General features: G+C 47.7%; 21 protein-coding genes. 20 read left to right on the forward strand and 1 reads right to left on the reverse strand.

Annotation, left to right across the window (positions count from 1 at the left end; genetic code table 11):
• Positions 1-70: 70 nt before the first annotated feature.
• The 8 genes from HP398_RS01375 to HP398_RS01410 all read left to right on the forward strand — a co-directional run bounded on the left by HP398_RS01375 (position 71) and on the right by HP398_RS01410 (position 5,730).
• The gene (locus tag HP398_RS01375) at positions 71-1,189 is read left to right on the forward strand and encodes a hypothetical protein (protein WP_017248134.1); all 1,119 of its coding nucleotides are present in this window, start codon (positions 71-73) and stop codon (positions 1,187-1,189) included.
• Between the two features lie 9 nt (positions 1,190-1,198).
• Positions 1,199-1,414: an IDEAL domain-containing protein gene (locus HP398_RS01380; RefSeq protein WP_007716588.1), complete on the forward strand. Its 216-nt coding sequence runs from the start codon at positions 1,199-1,201 to the stop codon at positions 1,412-1,414.
• An 89-nt stretch (positions 1,415-1,503) separates the two neighbouring features.
• Entirely contained in the window at positions 1,504-1,926 is a 423-nt protein-coding gene (locus HP398_RS01385; RefSeq protein ID WP_017248135.1) for a DUF2487 family protein, read from the forward strand.
• Between the two features lie 252 nt (positions 1,927-2,178).
• Complete coding sequence (locus HP398_RS01390; RefSeq protein WP_007716590.1) at positions 2,179-2,697, forward strand: Rieske (2Fe-2S) protein; 519 nt, start codon at positions 2,179-2,181, stop codon at positions 2,695-2,697.
• Position 2,698: 1 nt separating this feature from the next.
• Complete coding sequence (gene qcrB / locus HP398_RS01395) at positions 2,699-3,370, forward strand: menaquinol-cytochrome c reductase cytochrome b subunit (protein WP_012686173.1); 672 nt, start codon at positions 2,699-2,701, stop codon at positions 3,368-3,370.
• Between the two features lie 28 nt (positions 3,371-3,398).
• Positions 3,399-4,190, forward strand: a complete 792-nt coding sequence (locus HP398_RS01400; protein ID WP_017248136.1) for a menaquinol-cytochrome c reductase cytochrome b/c subunit — start codon at positions 3,399-3,401, stop codon at positions 4,188-4,190.
• Between the two features lie 76 nt (positions 4,191-4,266).
• Positions 4,267-4,866, forward strand: coding sequence for a DUF1405 domain-containing protein (locus HP398_RS01405; RefSeq protein WP_017248137.1), 600 nt, complete (start codon positions 4,267-4,269; stop codon positions 4,864-4,866).
• Positions 4,867-4,914: 48 nt separating this feature from the next.
• Positions 4,915-5,730 carry a sporulation protein YpjB gene (locus HP398_RS01410; RefSeq protein WP_017248138.1) on the forward strand — a complete coding sequence of 272 codons (816 nt, stop codon included), beginning with the start codon at positions 4,915-4,917 and terminating at the stop codon, positions 5,728-5,730.
• 60 nt (positions 5,731-5,790) lie between these two features.
• On the opposite strand, the gene HP398_RS01415 is transcribed toward HP398_RS01410, so the two are convergent.
• Complete coding sequence (locus HP398_RS01415; RefSeq protein ID WP_017248139.1) at positions 5,791-6,648, reverse strand: YitT family protein; 858 nt, start codon at positions 6,646-6,648, stop codon at positions 5,791-5,793.
• Between the two features lie 215 nt (positions 6,649-6,863).
• Here HP398_RS01415 and HP398_RS01420 point away from each other — a divergent pair, with 215 nt between their 5' ends.
• The 12 genes from HP398_RS01420 (at position 6,864) to dinG (ending at position 19,468) form a co-directional block, all read left to right on the forward strand.
• A complete protein-coding gene (locus tag HP398_RS01420; RefSeq protein WP_016740047.1) occupies positions 6,864-7,211 on the forward strand; it encodes a nucleotide pyrophosphohydrolase in 348 nt (115 codons plus the stop codon).
• A complete protein-coding gene (gene dapB / locus HP398_RS01425) occupies positions 7,204-7,956 on the forward strand; it encodes a 4-hydroxy-tetrahydrodipicolinate reductase (protein WP_173621612.1) in 753 nt (250 codons plus the stop codon). The genes HP398_RS01420 and dapB overlap by 8 nt, the downstream gene beginning before the upstream one ends.
• Before the next feature lie 50 nt (positions 7,957-8,006).
• The gene (locus HP398_RS01430; protein WP_017248141.1) at positions 8,007-8,417 is read left to right on the forward strand and encodes a methylglyoxal synthase; all 411 of its coding nucleotides are present in this window, start codon (positions 8,007-8,009) and stop codon (positions 8,415-8,417) included.
• Positions 8,414-9,109, forward strand: a complete 696-nt coding sequence (gene bshB1, locus HP398_RS01435; RefSeq protein WP_017248142.1) for a bacillithiol biosynthesis deacetylase BshB1 — start codon at positions 8,414-8,416, stop codon at positions 9,107-9,109. Before HP398_RS01430 ends, bshB1 begins: the two co-directional genes overlap by 4 nt.
• A 16-nt stretch (positions 9,110-9,125) precedes the next feature.
• Positions 9,126-10,253, forward strand: coding sequence for an N-acetyl-alpha-D-glucosaminyl L-malate synthase BshA (gene bshA / locus HP398_RS01440; RefSeq protein WP_017248143.1), 1,128 nt, complete (start codon positions 9,126-9,128; stop codon positions 10,251-10,253).
• Positions 10,254-10,393: 140 nt separating this feature from the next.
• Positions 10,394-11,617, forward strand: a complete 1,224-nt coding sequence (locus tag HP398_RS01445; RefSeq protein ID WP_017248144.1) for a CCA tRNA nucleotidyltransferase — start codon at positions 10,394-10,396, stop codon at positions 11,615-11,617.
• Positions 11,607-12,590 (forward strand): biotin--[acetyl-CoA-carboxylase] ligase, encoded by a 984-nt coding sequence (locus tag HP398_RS01450; RefSeq protein WP_173621613.1) that lies wholly within the window; start codon positions 11,607-11,609, stop codon positions 12,588-12,590. Before HP398_RS01445 ends, HP398_RS01450 begins: the two co-directional genes overlap by 11 nt.
• Before the next feature lie 260 nt (positions 12,591-12,850).
• A complete protein-coding gene (panB, locus tag HP398_RS01455; RefSeq protein WP_017248146.1) occupies positions 12,851-13,714 on the forward strand; it encodes a 3-methyl-2-oxobutanoate hydroxymethyltransferase in 864 nt (287 codons plus the stop codon).
• Positions 13,711-14,577: a pantoate--beta-alanine ligase gene (gene panC, locus HP398_RS01460; protein ID WP_017248147.1), complete on the forward strand. Its 867-nt coding sequence runs from the start codon at positions 13,711-13,713 to the stop codon at positions 14,575-14,577. Before panB ends, panC begins: the two co-directional genes overlap by 4 nt.
• 20 nt (positions 14,578-14,597) lie before the next feature.
• Positions 14,598-14,981 (forward strand): aspartate 1-decarboxylase, encoded by a 384-nt coding sequence (gene panD, locus HP398_RS01465; RefSeq protein WP_007723146.1) that lies wholly within the window; start codon positions 14,598-14,600, stop codon positions 14,979-14,981.
• Between the two features lie 82 nt (positions 14,982-15,063).
• The gene (locus tag HP398_RS01470) at positions 15,064-16,473 is read left to right on the forward strand and encodes a tetratricopeptide repeat protein (RefSeq protein ID WP_173621614.1); all 1,410 of its coding nucleotides are present in this window, start codon (positions 15,064-15,066) and stop codon (positions 16,471-16,473) included.
• Between the two features lie 91 nt (positions 16,474-16,564).
• The gene (gene dinG, locus HP398_RS01475; RefSeq protein ID WP_173621615.1) at positions 16,565-19,468 is read left to right on the forward strand and encodes an ATP-dependent DNA helicase DinG; all 2,904 of its coding nucleotides are present in this window, start codon (positions 16,565-16,567) and stop codon (positions 19,466-19,468) included.
• The last annotated feature ends 5 nt before the right edge of the window (positions 19,469-19,473 follow it).

A 19,473-nucleotide genomic window follows, 5' to 3' on the forward strand; every position in this document is an offset into this window, starting at 1 on the left:
TCCTGTTTATTTTTCCGCATTTTGGCAAGAATGAGAGACAAGTAAGCCATCGTAAAGAAGGGATGCACAGATGAACTTGGCTGAGATCTTGGTGTACACCGATATCCGGCAGCTCCATCAGATTGCCAACCATTACGGATGCGAATGCAACCCTCATTCCAAAAACGAATTGATTACGTCACTGTTGTCTAGCTTGAGGCACAAGTTGACAATCTCTCAAGCAGTTGAGCAGCTGAGCAGTGCAGAAACCCATTTTTTGCTCCAATTGTTCCTGGACAAGCGTACGGTCATGTCGCTTGAGGATTTGTTGGCGAAAGCCGGGGTGGCACTGGAGTGTGAAAAGGAAAAAAAGCAGGAGGAAGGACGGAAGTTTGTCGCAGCAGCAATGAAGCGAGGATGGATTTTTCCGGCGAAAAGTAAAACCATAGGGCAGTATCAAATTCCGCTGGACATCCGTGAGCCGTACTTGCAAGCGTGGCTGACAAAATGGCGTGATTCAAACGCATTGCTTCATCCCGGTCCGCAAGCTTATAGGGATGAGGGAACAGCACTCTGTGATGATATCATGCAATTTTTACAATTTCTCCAGCAGGAGCCAGTACCGCTAACCGCAGAAGGTGGCATGTACAAGCGTCATCAGCAGCAGCTTTTTCAATTTTTGTACGTAAAAGAAGAGCCGCTTTTGCCGCAAAAATGGCGTTTTGGGTACGGGCTGCATTTTGATTTATACCCTGACCGTTTTTCTTTGCTCTACGATTTCTGCTACTATCACCGATGGATTGTAGAAGTGGACGGCAAGGTAGCAGTAACGGAAGCGGGTAGGGAGCGACTGGAGCAACCGTATAACGATCAATTGTACCATGATGTCATTCGCTTCTGGATGAGGCTGTACAAGCGGGCTGTCCCGAACTTGCCGATGCTGGTTCAGCTCATTCCGTTGATCGCGTCGGGTGGATGGGTAAGTCAGCAATCGCTGATGGACACGCTACTCCATTGGATGAAAGAGTTTTACTACGATTCGCCTACAGATATCTTGGTGAATCGGGTATGCAAAATGATGGTCCATCTAGGATTGTTGCGCGTCGGACAAGACGAACAGGGGCAGTGGTTATACACCGCAACGTATGCGAGCCAGACTTGGCTTCGAAAATACAATGGTTTTACCGAAACGACTATTTTATTGAAGTGAGGGATGGGTATGGAGTGGCCGAATTTCTATTCCAACGCGTACGGAACGAACAATCAAATGGTTTCCGGTTTGCTATCTGAAATGGTGATCGATGAGCAAATGCGTCAATATCGCAAGCGCACGCTAATCCAGGAGATTGATGAGGCTCTTGCATCGAAGAACAAAGAATTGTTTTTGCGCTTAACAGACGAATTAAAAGAAATCATGGCTTACGAGCAAGCCTAAATACATAATCGTATGCGTTATTGCGAGTCTCCAACCATTCATGGTACGCTTGTTTCCAGAAATGAACAAGGAAATGAGGAGACAGCTCTATGCAGTGGAACTTGAACGATTTTGAAAACTGGGAGGAGTTGCGGTCCTTTGTGGATACCGCGCTGCTCCCTCTTTATTTGTACAACTCGGACAGAAAAGTAGAAGAGCATGTTGTACGCATGAACTACTTATTAAATGTAGCGGCGGGGATTGAGCAGCGACTGAAGGGACGCGTATTGCTATTTCCGTTAAGCTATCAAATAGGAGAAGAGCAGCTGGAACAACGAACACCGGCGGAATTCCCCTATAAAGTACTGCTTCATTTTCGGGGAGAACAGATTCAATTAAAGGAACGAACGGAAGAAGGCGTGTTGACTTTATTGGTAGGGGATGAAGACCTGGAATCTTCTTTGCGTTTCGAAGTGACCGTGGATGTGCTATACAAAGAGGTCATCAAGTTGTGGCAAACCGGACGAGGATAATCGTTTTGACTAAAAAAAGAGACGCAATAGAGAAAGCGTTTTCCGGTAATACTACAGAAAATTGGGTGGGGCAAGGTCATAAATTTGACAATCTGGCAACAATATCCTGTCACACATCGTTTGGGTAAAGACATGTCCACTGGACATTCTTGACATCTTTATAGGCGTTAGCTATGATTGGGATTGACCTAGTGTATATGTATGAAAATGCCATCGTAGCGCTATTTTACAGGATAAGGAGGGAAAAAAGATATGGGAGACAAACGCGAAATTTCCAGGCGTACATTTTTGAACTACGCCCTGATGGGAACTGGCGGATTCCTTGCTGCGGGAATGATCACCCCAATGATTCGCTTTGCGGTAGACCCCCTTCTGCAAGGACATGCAGGTGGAGATAAAGTAGCTGTCGGCAGTCCGGATGAGTTTAGTGCCGTGCCAAAACGCGTAGAATTCAAGGTCCATACCAAGGACGGTTGGTATGAGTCAGAATCTACACTTACTGCATGGGTTACCAAGAACGACAAGGGTGAGATTCTTGCTCTGTCCCCGATCTGTAAGCACTTAGGGTGTACGGTTGACTGGGGAACTGGCCCAGGACAACCAAATGAGTACTTCTGTCCTTGCCACATGGGTCGTTATTCGATCAATGGCGAGCACATTTTGGGAACGCCACCGACGGCCTCTCTGGATGAGTATGAGACAGAAGTCAAAGATGGAAAATTGTATTTAGGTAAAGTAAAAGCAAATCCTCGTCCGGGGGTGAACGGCTAACATGATGCAAAAAATGTATGATTGGGTCGATGAGCGCTTAAACATCACTCCGATGTGGCGTGACTTGGCTGACCACGAAGTACCTGAGCACGTGAACCCGGCACATCATTTTTCAGCTTTTGTTTACTGCTTTGGTGGACTTACGTTCTTTATTACCGTTATTCAAATCTTGTCTGGTATGTTCTTGACGATGTACTATGTACCAGACGTTATCAATGCTTACGAATCCGTTAAGTACCTGCAGAACGAAGTAGCGTTCGGGGTAATCGTACGCGGTATGCATCACTGGGGCGCGAGCTTGGTAATCGTGATGATGTTCCTACATACTTTGCGTGTATTCTTTACAGGTGCATACAAAAAGCCTCGTGAATTGAACTGGGTAGTCGGCGTACTGATTTTCTTCGTTATGCTGGGCCTCGGTTTCACAGGTTACCTGTTGCCTTGGGATAACACCGCATACTTTGCGACCAAAGTAGGTGTGCAGATCGCAGACTCGGTACCATTTATCGGTCCGTATGTGAAAACATTGCTCACAGGTGGAGACATTCTAGGTGCGCAAACGCTTACTCGCTTCTTCGCGATTCACGTGTTCTTCCTGCCAGGCGCACTGCTTGGACTGTTGGGAGCTCACTTTGTTATGATCCGTTCGCAAGGTATCTCGGGTCCACTATAATCGGTCTTCGAAAAAAGGAGGAAATAGCATGGCAAAACAAGATAAAGATGCTACCTTCGTCGGAGATTCCCGAGTATCGGCGAAGCGTATCCCAAACATTTCTCCATCCTACTCCGACTTTCCAGGTAAAAACGAGCCGTTTTGGCCAAACTTCCTGTTGAAAGAGTGGATGGTGGCAGCCGTTTGCTTAGTTGGCTTCCTCGTGTTGACGGTTTCACATCCGTCGCCGTTGACAGACAAAGCAAACCCGAATGATACTTCATTCATTCCGTTGCCAGACTGGTACTTCTTGTTCCTGTATCAATTGCTGAAATATCCATGGGCTGCAGGGGATTGGGTCGTTCTTGGAATCGTTGTTATTCCAGGTATCGCATTTGGTGCACTGATGCTGGCACCTTGGCTGGATACCAGCAAAGAGCGTCGTCCTAGCAAACGTCCAGTTGCTACAGGCTTGATGCTGACGGCACTCGTTGGTATTTTCTACCTGACTTGGGCGGCAAACCATGAATATCATCTGGCTCACCCTGATAAAGGTAAAGGAACTGGTGGTAAACAGGGATCAAGTGCAACTGCACCTGCTCCAGCTGACACCAGCTTTAAAGCTGATGCGCTTTGGAAAGCGCAAACAAGCTGTATGGGATGCCATGGTAAAAACATGGAGGGCGGCATGGGTCCAAACCTCCAAAAAATCGGTGCAACTTTGGATGCAGCCAAGATTACTGATGTCATCAAGAACGGTAAAGGCGCAATGCCAGGCGGTATGATCAAAGATGATGCAGAAATCGCAAAGCTAGCTGAATACATGGCTGGCTTGAAATAAGCTAATAGGGGAAAAGCTGGCTGGTAATGCGGTCAGCTTTTTCGTTAGCGGCGTACACAGCGGGAGACGATTATAGATGATCTGGATATGGGAGTGGTTTCGGCAATCTTTGGGCAAAAGGTGGTTTCTTTGGACGCTGTTCGTCGTCAACTTTTTGGGAACCATATATGGATTTATCTGGTACGGTAACCAATTAGCTGAGACACCAGCATATTTGATTCCTTTTGTTCCAGACAGCCCGACAGGTAGCGGACTTTTTTCGCTTGTACTCCTTACCTATTTGTTGGGTCGCCACATTCCTGTACTGGAAGCTTTGGCTGGCATCACCAATTTTAAGTACGGTGTCTGGGCCGTCTGCATTATCGTGGCTGGTTGGATGATGGGCAATGAAGTGCGTTGGACAGACGTGATGCTAATCATTTCCCACACCGGCATGGCTGTGGAATCTGTTTTGTATGCGCGTTTTTACAAGCTAAGTCTTCTGCCGGTGGGAATCGCTGCGCTGTGGACACTAAATAATGATTTTCTCGATTACGTCATGGACATCCATCCGTGGCTGCCGAGTGTACTGGATCCGTATGAAGGCTTCGTCGGTTTGTTTACGGTTCTTCTCAGTCTGATCTCGATCTCGGTGATCTGGTGGGTGAATATGAAGTATACGACAAATAAGGTCTAATCTTGTCCTCCTTTCCATAGGCTGTACTAGGGAAGGAGGTTATTTGCGTTGAAGAAAAACATCCGGTTTTTATTATTCTTTCTCATGATCGGGTTGTTCTTGTCGTGGCCCATTCATAATTTGTACTCGAAGCTGAATCAACCGATAGAAGAAAAGCAGTTGGCCGCATTGGATCAAATTGCGCATGAGTTACTGACGTATGCAAAAAAGGGAGATCTTGAAGGGGCAGAGCAGCGCATTGTACAGCTGGCAGAACGATTCCCGAACCAGCATTTGCCCAATCCGATACGAATTGAGAGTCTGAATGCAGTGACACAGTCCATACTGGCAGCCAAGCAAAGCTTTGCTTCCGCAAACGCAAGTGAACAGCAATTGCTGTGGCATGCCACGCGGGTCCGTATCGCCATAGATGCTCTGACGCATGATCACCAGCCGATGTGGCGTAGCTACTATCCTTCTCTCGTAACGCAGGTCCAAAACCTGCAGCTATCGGCTGTTGATCGGAATTTCAGTCAGTTTCGCGAACAGTTCGATGAGAATTACCGATTATTTTTGGCCATTAAGCCGGGGATGAGTATTCAGCTCCCAGAGGGGCAAATGTCCTCGATTACGGTTGCGTACGATATCATATCCAAAGAGATGCGAAACAGCCAGGTAGATTGGCAACTAGTACGAGAGGCATTGCGAGAATTGAACAGCTCTTTTCAAGTGGCTTTTGTGGGAGAAGAAAAGAGTACGTTTGCTCGCTTAATGATGCGTCCAGATTCACCTATTGTCATTCTCGCCTCGATTTCGATTGCATTGATCATGGCCTTGTCTTATGTGGCGTGGAAGAAATATGACGGAGAAATCCGTTCGACTTAATGGATGCAAAAACCCTTGCCTGTACGAAAAGGCAAGGGTTTTTTGCTGTTCTGCTTCGTGCTAGTCGTGAAGCGGTTTCTTGTTTTCGTCTAGAGTAAAGCCTTCTCCGAGTACCTCATGAACATCGTTGACGATGACAAAGGCATGCGGGTCAATTTCTTGCACGATATTTTTAAAACGCATCACTTCGTTGCGGCTGATAACCACATAGATTACTTTCTTTTCATCACCAGAGTAGGCGCCTTTTCCTGCTAAAAGGGTAACACCACGACCGAATTCAAGGATTTGATTGGCAATCTTGTCCGCTTCGTTGGAAATGATCGTCAGTGCTTTGCCGGCATATGCCCCATCTTGGAAAAAGTCGATGACACGTGCTGCGATAAAGACGACGACAAGTGTGTACATGGCGCTTTCCAGATTCAAATAGACGAGGGACGCCCCAATGACCAAGATGTCTCCGAAAAACAACGTCCTCCCCATACTGATACCCATGTATTTCTGAAGCAGTCTGGCAATGATGTCCACACCGCCGGTTGTCCCGCCGTAACGGAAAATAATCCCTAAACCGACTCCGACAGCTACCCCGGCATAGAGGGAGGCGAGCAAGCGATCCTTCATTTGAAGCGGAAGAACTCCATCAAACAAGGATAAGAAGACGGAGAGTGAAACCGTTCCCAAAATCGTGTAGAAAAAAGAAGTTCGTCCAAGAATTTTCCAGCCTAGAAAAAATAACGGTACGTTTAGGACGAAGAAGACGACCCCCTGATCCACAGATGGAACTAGCAGCTTGATCAAAATACTGATACCAGTGATACCGCCCTCAGCTAAATGGTTGGGAATGTTGAACGCATTAATACCAAATCCCATAATGGCAGAACCGATGATAATGGCAAAGATACTATCAAGACGAATTTTCATATGTCCTCCTGTTCGCCGGATCAGGAATGGCTTCCCCCCGGACATGATGTGCAGGTAATACTTGAGTTACCTGAGGGCTATCCGAAAGCCATTATAAATGAACGCTCGTTTGATTGTCCATATGCTGGAAAGACGAAGTATTGTGATTTGGCAAACCAAGCCTTTTTTAGTACGATAGGTGAAAGAGAGAAGACTGTGAAAAAAGGAGTGGGCGGATGGAACGGCAAAAGACGATGCAAGAGATGCAGCAAGAAGTTGATCAATACATATCGCAATTTAAAGAAGGTTATTTTTCTCCGCTTTCGATGCTGGCTAGAATGACAGAAGAAGTAGGGGAATTAGCCAGAGAGATTAACCATTTTTATGGAGAAAAACCGAAGAAAAAGGACGAAGGCGAAAAAACAGTAGAGGAAGAGCTGGGTGACGTACTCTTCATCGTGATTTGTTTCGCAAACTCGCTCGGAATCGATTTGCAGGAAGCGTTTGATCGTATTATGCACAAGTTTAATACTCGCGATAAAGATCGCTGGACGAGAATAGAGGAGAACGAGCAGCATGACTAAAGAAATTCGTGTAGCAGTTGCAGGCGCAAATGGTCGAATGGGGCAAGAGGTAGTGAAAATGCTAGCGCAGGATACCTCACTTGTTTTTACTGGCAATCTGGATACGCGTGTGAGCGAAGAGAAAATCAATCAACAACTGGACGAAATGAAGCCGGATGTTCTGGTCGACTTTACTACACCCCATACGGTTTACTGTCATATGGAGCTCTGTTTGGCTCGTGGTGTGAGACCAGTTGTCGGAACTACGGGCCTGACAGCAGAACAGCTGCAAGAGATGACTGCGCGCTATAAAGAAGCGGGACTGGGTGCTATCATTGCCCCGAATTTTGCGATCGGCGCGATTCTATGTATGAAGTTTTCCGCAATGGCAGCAAAATATATGCCGCATGTGGAAATTATCGAGTTGCATCATGACCGCAAGCTGGATGCGCCAAGCGGAACTGCTTTGAAGACCGCTGAGATGATTGCAGCCGTTCGGGAAGAGCTCAAGCAAGGGCATCCTGAAGAGGTAGAAACGATTCCAGGCGCTCGCGGAGCAGATTACGAAGGATTCCGGATTCACAGTGTCCGTCTTCCAGGTATGGTTGCTCATCAGGAGGTTTTGTTTGGTGCAACAGGCCAAACGCTGTCTATTCGCCATGATTCGATTAACCGGGAATCTTTCATGCCAGGCGTGAATATGGCCATTAAAGCCGTAATGAATATGAACGGATTGATTTACGGATTGGAACATCTGATTGATTAAACGTTTGATTAACATACACACGATACCCAGCCATAAAGGGAGAGGTTTTCTTGAAAATTGCATTGATTGCCCATGATCGAATGAAAGAACAGATTGTGCAACTAGCGATGGCCTATGAATCCATTTTGGCAAAACATGACCTGTATGCCACAGGAACAACTGGGTCGCGAATCATGGAAGCTACGTCGCTGTCCCTAACCCGATTTCTGTCAGGGCCATTAGGAGGCGATCAACAAATCGGTGCGATGATCGCCCGCAATGAGATGGATTTGATTATCTTTTTGCGTGATCCGCTTACCTCTCAACCACATGAGCCTGATATTATCGCACTGCTTCGACTGTGTGATGTGCACAAGATACCGTTTGCCACCAATCTCGGTTCGGCAGAAATCATGCTGAAGGCTTTGGAACTGGGACAACTGGATTGGCGTGAAGTGGTGCATGAGGAGAATGAAGTATGAGTTCACTCGATATTTTGGCAATCGGCGCTCATCCTGACGATGTCGAGATCGGTGCGGCAGGCAGTCTGATCTTGGCTGCTAAACAGGGAAAGCGCGTGGGGATTCTCGACTTGACCTATGCTGAATTGTCTTCGAATGGAACGGTTGAAAGAAGGCAGCAAGAAGCGACTGCAGCTGACCAAGTGATGGGAGTGGCTGCTCGCTATAACTTTGGCCTGCCTGATCGTGGCTTGGAAGCAGTCAGAGAAAGTGCGATTGAACGTGTCGTCAAGCTCATTCGCGAAACTCGTCCAGCCATTGTGCTTGCGCCTTATTTCGCGGATCGTCATCCAGATCACGAAAGTGTAAGTCGAATCGTTCGAGAGGCGGTGTTTAATGCGGGCATCCGCAAGTATTTGCCAGAGCCTTCTTTGCCTGCCTATCGACCTTCGCAATTCCTTTACTATTTCATTAATTCGACTGTCACGCCTCAGGTTGTCGTGGATATCACCGCTGTTTATCCGCAAAAAATGGAGGCGCTGCGTTGCTACCGTAGTCAGTTTGAGCTAGAAGAAGGTGGCGTTCAAACACCGCTTACCAACGGGTATCTGGAATCTGTCGAGTATCGAGAGCGACTGTTTGGTCAGCAGGTTGGTGTAGCCTACGCAGAAGGATTTGTCAGTGCAGCTCCGTATGTATTAAAGAGCTTGTGAGAAGGAGTGACACTGTATGAAGATCGGGATTACTTGCTATCCGTCATTGGGCGGATCGGGTGTAGTAGCCACAGAGCTGGGCAAGCTATTGGCCGAGCGAGGACATCAAGTCCATTTCATCACAGGTGGAATGCCATTTCGCTTAGGTGCGTTTCACCCGAACATTTTTTATCATGAAGTAGAAGTGAACAACTATGATGTTTTTAAATATCCACCTTATGATTTGACCTTGGCGAACCGAATGGCACAAGTGGCGAAAAATGAAAACCTGGACTTATTACATGTGCATTATGCTGTGCCACATGCGTTGTGCGCGTTCCTTGCCAAGCAAATGGTAGGGGATCATTTGAAAATTGTGACCACCTTGCACGGGACGGATATTACTGTTCTGGGGTATGACTCGAATTTGAGTGATATGATCCGCTTCGGCATTGAGCGAAGCGATTTGGTAACAGCGGTGTCCCATGATTTGATCAGGCAAACACAAGAGCTGCTACATGTTGAAAAAGAAATTGTTCCTGTGTACAACTTCGTAGACAAGCGGCGTTATTACCCGAAAGAGGTTACGAAGCTGAAAAAGGTATTTGCACCGAATGGTGAAAAAATTCTTATGCACATTTCTAATTTCCGTCCGGTCAAACGAGTGCCGGATGTGATTGAAATATTTTCGCGTGTACGTGAAGAAGTGCCATCCAGACTGATCCTCATTGGTGAAGGTCCCGAAATGGGTCTGGTCCGCAAGATGATCGCTGAGCTCGGTCTGAGTGACGATGTTTGCTTCCTCGGCAAGCAAGAAGACGTCGCTGAGGTATTGTCGATGGCAGACATCATGCTGCTTCCATCAGAAAAGGAAAGCTTCGGACTCGTCGCATTGGAAGCAATGGCTTGCGGTGTGCCTGTCGTCGCTACAGTGGCAGGAGGCTTGCCCGAAGTCGTCCTAGATGGTGTGAACGGCTTCTTGCGTCCAATTGGGGACGTTGAAGGCATGGCGAAAGAAACGATACGTCTCTTGCAAAACGAAGAGCTATACCGCGAATTCTCCGCGAATAGCATCGAGCGATCCTGCAAAACGTTTTGTCACGAAACGATCGCCTCTCAGTATGAAGCACTTTACGCCAACTTGCTGGCAAGCAATCCGGTGTAAAACTAAGCTTTTGAACGCAAGATTGAGCTTTTCGCTAATTGATGCATCTTGGATATAAAAATAAACAATCCATACAAAACTCTCATGAAAACGCCTCCTTGTCTAGATCAGGCGGAGCAAACCAGAAAGGGGGGATTGGATTGGCGATAGAATTGGCAAAGCGTGTTCTCGACAGATTGGAGGAACACGGCTTCGAAGCTTACTATGTAGGTGGTTGCGTCCGCGATTGGCTTTTACAACGACCTGTTCATGATATAGATATATGTACGAATGCCCATCCCGGCGACGTCATCCGATTGTTTCCCGATCATGTCCCGACTGGTCTGAAACACGGTACTGTGTCTGTAAAAGTAGAGGGGCAGATGTTCGAAGTAACCACGTTTCGGACGGAAGGAAAATATGAAGATTACCGTCGACCCGCTGAAGTTCAGTTCGTTTCAGAACTTCGGCTCGATCTGGAGCGACGAGATTTTACGATGAACGCAATGGCGATGGATCGTCATCAAGTATTGCACGACCCGTTCGGTGGACGAGAGGATATGCAGCTTCGCCTGGTTCGGGCTGTAGGCATTCCGCTTGAGAGATTTCAGGAGGATGCCCTTCGGCTATTACGAGGTGTGCGCTTTGCTTCCCAGTTAGGTTTTGCGATAGAAGACCAGACTATGCTTGCTATGAAACAGACTGCGCCTTTGTTAGCTCATATTGCTGTGGAGCGCATAAGGGAAGAGCTGAATAAAACACTCGACAGCAAAGCCCCAGAGGTAGGTTGTCAGCTGTTGAATGAAACGAGACTCATGGCTTATGCCCCTGAGGTAGAAAAACTGTTCGTCCTCTCAAATGAGCATGTCTGGCGGTTGCATCATTTGCAAACCGTGACGCAAAAATGGTCGTTGCTACTATTTGCGGCGAATTATTCACCTGTGCAATCGCGTGAAGTATGCCAATTTCTCAAAATGTCCAAGCGCGAAACAGAAGCAATTTGTTGTTTGGTTGAACTTCTGACGCGATTGCAGCCACAATGGGATGTCCCTCAACCGATTGAGTGGGGGCCACTGTTGCTTGAAGTCGGTTTGGACACGTGCAACGAGTTCTTCCTTTTATTGCAAGCGTGTTGGTGGAAGGAGAGGCAATCGTTTTCGATGCAAGCACTCCTCGATCAATACGAAAACATGCCTGTCAAAACCATCAAGGATTTGGCAATCACGGGGCTCGACCTGCAAGTAGCGATTCAGAAAAAGCCAGGCGAGTGGATTTTCCGCGTCTTGGAATCGTTACTTAGACAAACAGCTCTGCACGGTTTACCAAATACACCAGAAGCACTCGTCGAAGTTGCAAAGAAAGAGGTTGCACAAGATGAACATTAAGCAAGTCATCCTTCAAGCATTCCGTGACCAGCCCGGTAGTTTCATCTCTGGTGAAGAATTAAGCCAAACATGTGGTTGCTCTAGGACGGCGGTTTGGAAGCATATCGAAGAGCTGCGCCGGGATGGTTACGAGGTAGAGGCGGTACGCAAATCGGGGTATCGCCTGCTGGTTGCCCCTGATCGCTTGTCAGCAGCAGAAATCATGGCTGGACTGGAAACGAATCGGATCGGTCAAAATGTCATTGCTTACGATGAGGTGGTATCTACACAGCCACTCGCACACGAGGCTGCGGCAAAAGGAGCAGTAGAAGGTACGATTGTGCTGGCAGAGCTGCAAACAGGTGGGAAAGGCAGACTCGGCCGCCCGTGGCATTCTGCAAAAGGAACGGGGATTTGGATGAGCTTGATCATTCGACCTGCGATTCCGTTACCGAAGACACCTCAGATGACGTTGTTAACGGCAGTTGCTGTAGCCACAACGATCCGGGAAGAGACTGGGTTGCCTGTTAAAATCAAATGGCCGAACGATATTTTTGTCGGCGATAAAAAAGTATGCGGGATTTTGACAGAGCTAAATGCTGAATCTGATCGAGTCAATTATTTAGTTATCGGAATAGGACTCAATGCCAACAGTGTCGAGTCAGATTTCCCGTCAGAACTGGCACAGATTGCGACTTCGCTTCGTATTGAATCTGGCGAGCCACTCAAGCGCGTTTCGTTTATCCAACGACTCTGCCGAATTTTTGAAGAAGAGTACGATCACTATTTGCAGGCTGGCTTCGAGCGTGTAAAACAAGAGTGGGAGGATCATTCGTACACCATTGGCAAATGGGTGTCCCTCCAGACGATTTCACAACAGTTTGAAGGTCGTGCCGTTGGCTTGGATGAGGAAGGCGTACTCAAGGTAGAGGATCAGGCGGGACAGATCCACAAAGTTTATTCGGCTGATGTCAATTATCGTGCAAATGATTAAATCATTTGCTATACTCCAATTTGGAGGCTGTATCACCTCGTGAACGGTACTCCCGGAGTATTTTTGTATCTATCGTGTAATCTTAAAGCAATACGTGTAAGGACAAAAATCTGCTCAGAGCCTGTGTGGACCGAGACAGAAGGAATCCGTTGGACGCAAATGTCTTTTTGACATGGACAACCTTCTCCCGATTGACGCGAGAAGGTTTTTTTATTCCTCACACGATCCACGGGCTTGATGCGAAAGAGGAGAAATGAACAATGGCAACACACGACAGACCTATTACGACTTCGAGTATCCGCAAGAAAAAAGAAACGCGAACCCCGATTACCATGGTGACCGCCTATGACTATCCGTCAGCCAAATTAGTGGATGAAGCTGGCGCTGATATGATTCTGGTTGGTGATTCATTGGGAATGGTCGTACTGGGTTATGACTCCACCATCCCTGTTACGATGGAGGATATGCTACACCATACGAAAGCAGTAACGAGAGGGGCCAAGCGTGCATTTGTCGTGACAGACCTGCCTTTTCTCAGTTATCACGGAACAGTTGAGGAAGCAGTGAAAAACGCGGGCAGACTAATGCAAGAAGGGCTGGCCAAGGCGGTCAAAATGGAAGGGGGCCGTGAACTGGTCCCAATCATAACACGCTGTGTACAAGCAGGCATCCCTGTCGTTGGACATATTGGACTTACTCCGCAATCGGTACATCAATTAGGCGGTTATAAAGTACAAGGAAGAGATCTGGAGGCAGCCAAAAAATTGTTGGATGAGGCCCTTGCGATTCAAGAAGCGGGTGCATTCGCCATTGTGCTGGAATGTGTTCCGGAAGAGGTCGCAGGCATGATTGCAAACAAGCTGGACATCGCTGTGATCGGAATCGGAGCGGGTGCAACTTGTGATGGGCAAGTGCTGGTGTTCCATGATATGGTCGGCTACGCATCGGATATCACACCGAAATTCGTGAAGCGGTACGCAAACATTGGTGAAACCATCCGTGAAGCAGTTGAGATCTATAACAAAGAAGTCGAAGCAAGAAGCTTCCCAGGACCAGAGCATGTCTTCCATGCCTCTGAAGAAACCATCAAGGAATTGTACGGGGAAGGAGTGAAGCAGTCATGATGCAAACAATGATGCAGCAAGTCTCCACCATTGAAGAGATGCGCGTTCATATAAAAGAAGCACGTCGGCAAGGCAAAACGATCGGAATGGTACCGACCATGGGTTTTTTGCATGAAGGTCATCTCAGCTTGGTAAAAGCTGCTCGTGAAGTATGCGATTTGGTTGTGATGAGCATTTTCGTAAACCCGCTGCAATTCGGGCCGAATGAGGACTTTGAGCGCTATCCGCGTGATATCGAACGGGATAGTAAAATGGCGGAAGAAGCGGGGGTGGACCTCCTGTTTACCCCGGAAGTCAGCGAGATGTATCCGAAACCGATGCTGACCAATATTTCAGTGGCAAATGTGACGACTCCATTGTGTGGAGCTTCTCGTCCGGGTCATTTTGATGGCGTATCGACTGTCGTCAATAAATTGTTTCAAATTGTCCAGCCCGATTACGCCTTTTTCGGACAAAAGGATGCCCAGCAAGTAGCAGTTGTGACGCAAATGGTCCACGACTTGTCGATGCCAGTACAAATCGTTCCATGCCCGATTGTCCGCGAAGCGGATGGTCTTGCCATGAGCTCTCGGAATGTATACTTGTCAGCGGATGAGCGAGCACAAGCACTCGTGTTATCACAAAGCCTGAAGCAAGCAGAAGAATGGCTGGGTGAGGACAGGCCTCTTACTGAGATCAAGGATCGAATCACGCAAATGATTTCCGAGAAGCCGCTGGCTGAGATTGATTATGTGGAAATTTTGAGCTATCCAGAGCTCACACCCGTCGAGCAGGAAACGGCAGGTCAAACGATCATCATCGCGTTAGCTGCTCGTTTTGGCAAAACGCGTCTGATTGACAATACGATTACATCCATCAAGTAGAGATAAGGGAGGAATTCTTAGTGTTCCGCACCATGATGAAAGCAAAAATCCATCGCGCAACGGTAACTGAAGCAAACTTGAACTATGTGGGCAGTATTACCATCGACAAAAATTTGTTGGATGCACTGGATATTTTGCCAAATGAAAAAGTACAAATCGTCAATAACAACAACGGAGCGCGTCTGGAAACATACGTCATCGAAGGGGCTCCAGGCAGTGGCGTCATTTGCTTGAACGGAGCAGCTGCACGTCTCGTTCAAGAGGGCGATATCGTCATTATTATTGCCTATGCGATGATGACGGATGAAGAGGCGAGAACTTATAAGCCACGTGTCGCCATCATGGATGAAAAAAATCAGATCAAAGAATTGATTGCTGAAGAAGTGCACGCGACGATTCTGTAAGCGATCTGTCTGTTCCTGTATAGAGCCACCTGCCTTGTGAGACAATGAAAGTACTCATGCCTCATAGGGGGTGGCTTTTCTTGTGAAAATCGAGGACTGGTTTCATACGCTTCGTACCAAAGCGCAGTCGATTGAAGAGAAGTGGCAGGGGGCTTCTGAACAAGAGCGTCTTCAGCTCGCGGAACAATTGTTTCAATTGCGCCAAGTAAGTGATACAGTCGTAGACCTGTGGCTGCAATTCGAAGAAAAATTATCGAATGCGATTCGTAACATCAAGGAAATGGAAGGCCAGCTTCCAGTGGAAGAGAAAAAGACGGATCAGTCGAAGGTGAATACAAAATCACCAAAGGCCGTTGAAACGAATCCATACGAGCCGATTTTTCGTCGAGGGGAAGGCTTTTATCATTTGCGGATGTTCCAAGACGCGAAAAAGTGTTTTGCAGAATTAGTCCAAAAATCGCCAGACTGGGAAAGTGGACGCCTGTACTACGCCTACAGTCTCCTTTTGTGCGAGGAGAATGAATTGGCCTTTCGGGAATTCCGTCTTCTCGGCAGGACAGCAAGCTCACCTACCGTTGTTGCCATCAGCTTTAATGCCATCGGTTGCATTCTGGCTGAAGAGGAGCAATGGTTAGAGGCGGTGCAAGCTTTTAAGACGTCTCTCGAAATCAAGCCAGAACAGGAAGAAGCCAAATACAACCTCGTGCTATGCTATTTAAGAGATGGCGATGCACAGGAAGCTTTGGACGAATTGGAACCGTATCTAGAAAAAAACGAGCACGATTGGGAAGCGCAGATGCTATGGCTGCGTGCTGCCAAATTACTGCATACGATGGACCAGACGGTGGAATGGAGCCCGCCTAAAGGCTTGCAACTGCCGACGCGCGATTTGGACAGCGATACTCTTCAGGAAATGGCCTCTTTATACGAAACAGTGGGCAATTATCACCGGGCACAAATTTGCTATCACTTTTTGACGGAGCGTTCCCCAAAAGATGGGTGGACGTGGCATGGCTTGGCCTGGAATACGTGGCTCATTGCAGGTACGAAGCGGGCATTGACGCTTGTCAAAAAAGCCATCAGTCTTGCACCCGAAAATGACGACTTTCTTTTTAGTTATGGATGGATGCTGTTGTTTGATGGAAGGGTAGAGGACGCAATCAAAGCGTTTCGGATCATGCTGGAGAAAAACCGAGACAATCGCCTCGGACAATCCGGGATGATTTCCGCATACGAAAAGCTGGGGGATACACAAGAAGCAAAACGGTTGGCAAAGTATTTCCTGGACGACGCTGAGCCATATGTACGTTCGTTAGGGTATTTTCATCTGGGAAGAATCGCGGTTGTGGAAGAAAATTGGCGCCTAGCTGAACAATATTTTCAACGGGCATTGCCATTCGCAGAACAGTTATGGGAAATCCCCATCTATCTGCAATTATGCGCAAGCAAGCTCGGTCAATCAGAAATGCAAACCGAGCTCGTACAGCCTTAAATGTACAGGAGAGCAGGAATATTTCCCATCGTTGCCGAATGTGAATGGGTGCGGATTGAATGTTTCCGCCCAGGTTACGAGGTGACAACGTTTGAATCGATTACTAGTTGTAGATTTTGAGACGACGGGAAGCCATCCACGCCAAGGGGACAGCATCATTCAGATTGGTGCCGTCGCAATCGATGATGGGCAGATTACCGAGAGTTTTTCCACCCTGATTCATCCAGGCCAGGATATTCCCCCATTTATTACCCAATTAACAGGAATTACCAATGAGATGGTTGCAGATGCTCCTTCCTTGGAAGAAGTGTTTCCAGATTTCTTGCGTTTATTGGACGGACGAGCTTTTGTTGCACATAATGCAAGCTTTGATCTCCAATTTTTACAAGAAGCCCTGCTGAGCCAGGGCTATTATGCGTTTGACGGCTACGTACTTGATACAGTGGAGCTATCCCGTGTTCTGTTGCCGATGCAAAATAGCTACAGACTCGGAGAACTGGCGTCTGAGCTGGAAATCGAGCACGATAATCCCCATCAAGCAGATAGCGATGCACTCGCAACGGCGCAGCTGTTTCTCCACTTGCTGGATATTTTAAAGAGACTGCCTCTCGTGACCATCCAGCGCCTGCAGATGCTCGTTTCTTCGTTTCGCTCTGATATCGAGGTTCTTTTACGTCAGATCGAGATGGAAAAGCTCATAGAGCTGCCAGAGCTGGATGGAACGCCAACCAAAAAGGATTCCTCAGACATGTGGGATGTTTATCGCCAGCTGGCCCTTCGGAAGCGAGAAGAAAAATTAACAGCCTCGCTAAAACGTTCCCATGTCGATGCGACAGTGACCAAAGTGTTTGCTGACCAGCTCGAGGATGTCTTGGGCGAAAACGGGCACATGCAGGCGAAAATGTCGGGATATCAACGCCGGGATGCTCAGGAAGCGATGATGCATGCGGTCTATGAGGCCATGGAGGATGGTGCCCATTTATTGGTAGAGGCAGGGACAGGTACGGGAAAATCATTAGCCTATCTCTTACCGGGGATCATTTGGGCTCATCACAATCAGCAGCAGCTGGTGGTCAGTACCAATACCATTCAATTGCAGGAACAGTTATTCCATAAGGAAATCGCTACCTTGCAGGAGTCTCTGCCGTTTTCCTTTACAGCTTCGACGCTAAAAGGCAGAGGAAACTACTTGTGCTTGCGTAAATTTGAACAAGCTGTGGACGAGCCTGTAGAAGGAAGCAGCCAAGAAATGCGCTTGGTCAAAGGACAGATGCTGACGTGGCTCACGCAAACCGTAACCGGTGACGTGGAAGAGCTGAGCATGCCTCCGAGTGGCCAACTGCTGTGGCAACAGGTAAAAAGTGACACGAGCTCTTGTTTGAATCGGGCTTGTCCCTGGTTTAGTCGCTGTTACTATTTTCAGGCGAAGGAACGGGCTCGCGATGTCGATGTACTCATCGTCAATCACGCCCTTTTCATCAGCGACTTGCAAGCGGAAAATAGAATCCTCCCTCCGTATGAAGTTGCCATCGTCGACGAGGCCCATCATTTGGAGGATGCCGCGACACAGCATTTAGGCAAACAGTTTTCAACCACGCAGCTTCTTTTCTTGTTAGATCGTGCATCAGTTGAAGAGAGTGGGGCAATTTCCCGCTTCGCAGAAGAGCTGCAAAGCTGGATGCCTGCGGTTGAAGAAGATGTCGCCACAAAGCTTCTGGAGTTGAGAAAACAGTCCGCTGCCTTACGTGAGAAAGCGCAGCAATGGACACAGCTCTTGTATGCATGGGCATCAGACCGTGCGGAGGAGACGACGGACGCCGGACGTGAGACAGTACGTTATCGGGTCGAATCATTTGTAGGTAAGCACGAGAAGATACGTAAAGTAACCAAAAAGCTGATAGAAGGGATGACTGCATACGCAGCGGGCATCGAGCAGCTTTTGCGAACGACTCCGCAAGAGGAAAAGCCACCATTTGTCGTACGCAGTCTACTGACAGATTTATTCGGTCTCATCAAAGACTGGCAAAATGTTGTGGAGCTGCTTCACTTCTTTTTACTTGAGCAGGATGGCGAGTATGTATATTGGATGGAAGTAGAGTCCCGTACAGCTCGCAAGCAAGTTCATTTGTCAGCAGCACTCTTGAAGGTTGCCGACTCACTGGCAGAACCGCTTTTCGCGCAGAAGCGGAGTCTGATCTTGACATCAGCCACTCTGACGGTCAAAAACAGCTTCTCCTACATCAAAAGCCAGTTTGGTCTCGACCAACTGCCCGAGGAACGAGTGCGTACCTTGTCACTGCCATCGCCTTTTCATTATGAAGAGCAGGGATTACTGTTGATTCCATCTGATTTCCCCGCACCAGGCAAAGAGAGTGACCACACGTATTTGGAGGCGGTCATTCAAGGGTGTGTTGATGTGGTACTGGCTTCGAAAGGAAGGACGCTGATTCTATTCACCTCCCACTCGATGCTTCGACTTGTTTACCAAGCGATGAAGGAACGGCTTGCGGATGCTCCAGAACCATATACGCTATTCGGTCACGGAATCGATAGCAATAATCGGAGCAAGCTGGTTCGTTTGTTTCGAAGCATGGAGAGAAGTGTCCTGCTTGGGACGAGCAGCTTCTGGGAAGGTGTCGATATCCAGGGGGAATGGCTGAGCAGTTTAGTCATTGTTCGCCTCCCGTTTGCTCCACCCAATCATCCTGTGTATCAAGGAAGGGCCGAGCTTTTGAAGACAGAAGGAAAAAACGCTTTTATGTCCTTGTCTCTTCCACAAGCCGTTCTGCAATTTAAACAAGGGGTGGGTCGATTAATTCGCCACCACTTGGATCGTGGGGTCGTGATCGTTCTTGACACGCGTGTGGTTGAGTCGAGATATGGACGCTCATTCCTTCAATCTTTGCCGCCATTTCAGATCGAAAGCGGTCCATGGCCAACGCTTCGAGAACGTATAGAGCCATTCCTTAGTATGCAATCCCTGTCAGATTCATAAAATGA

The sequence above is a fragment of the Brevibacillus sp. HB1.4B genome (genome assembly GCF_013284285.1).
Lineage (GTDB): Bacteria > Bacillota > Bacilli > Brevibacillales > Brevibacillaceae > Brevibacillus > Brevibacillus porteri.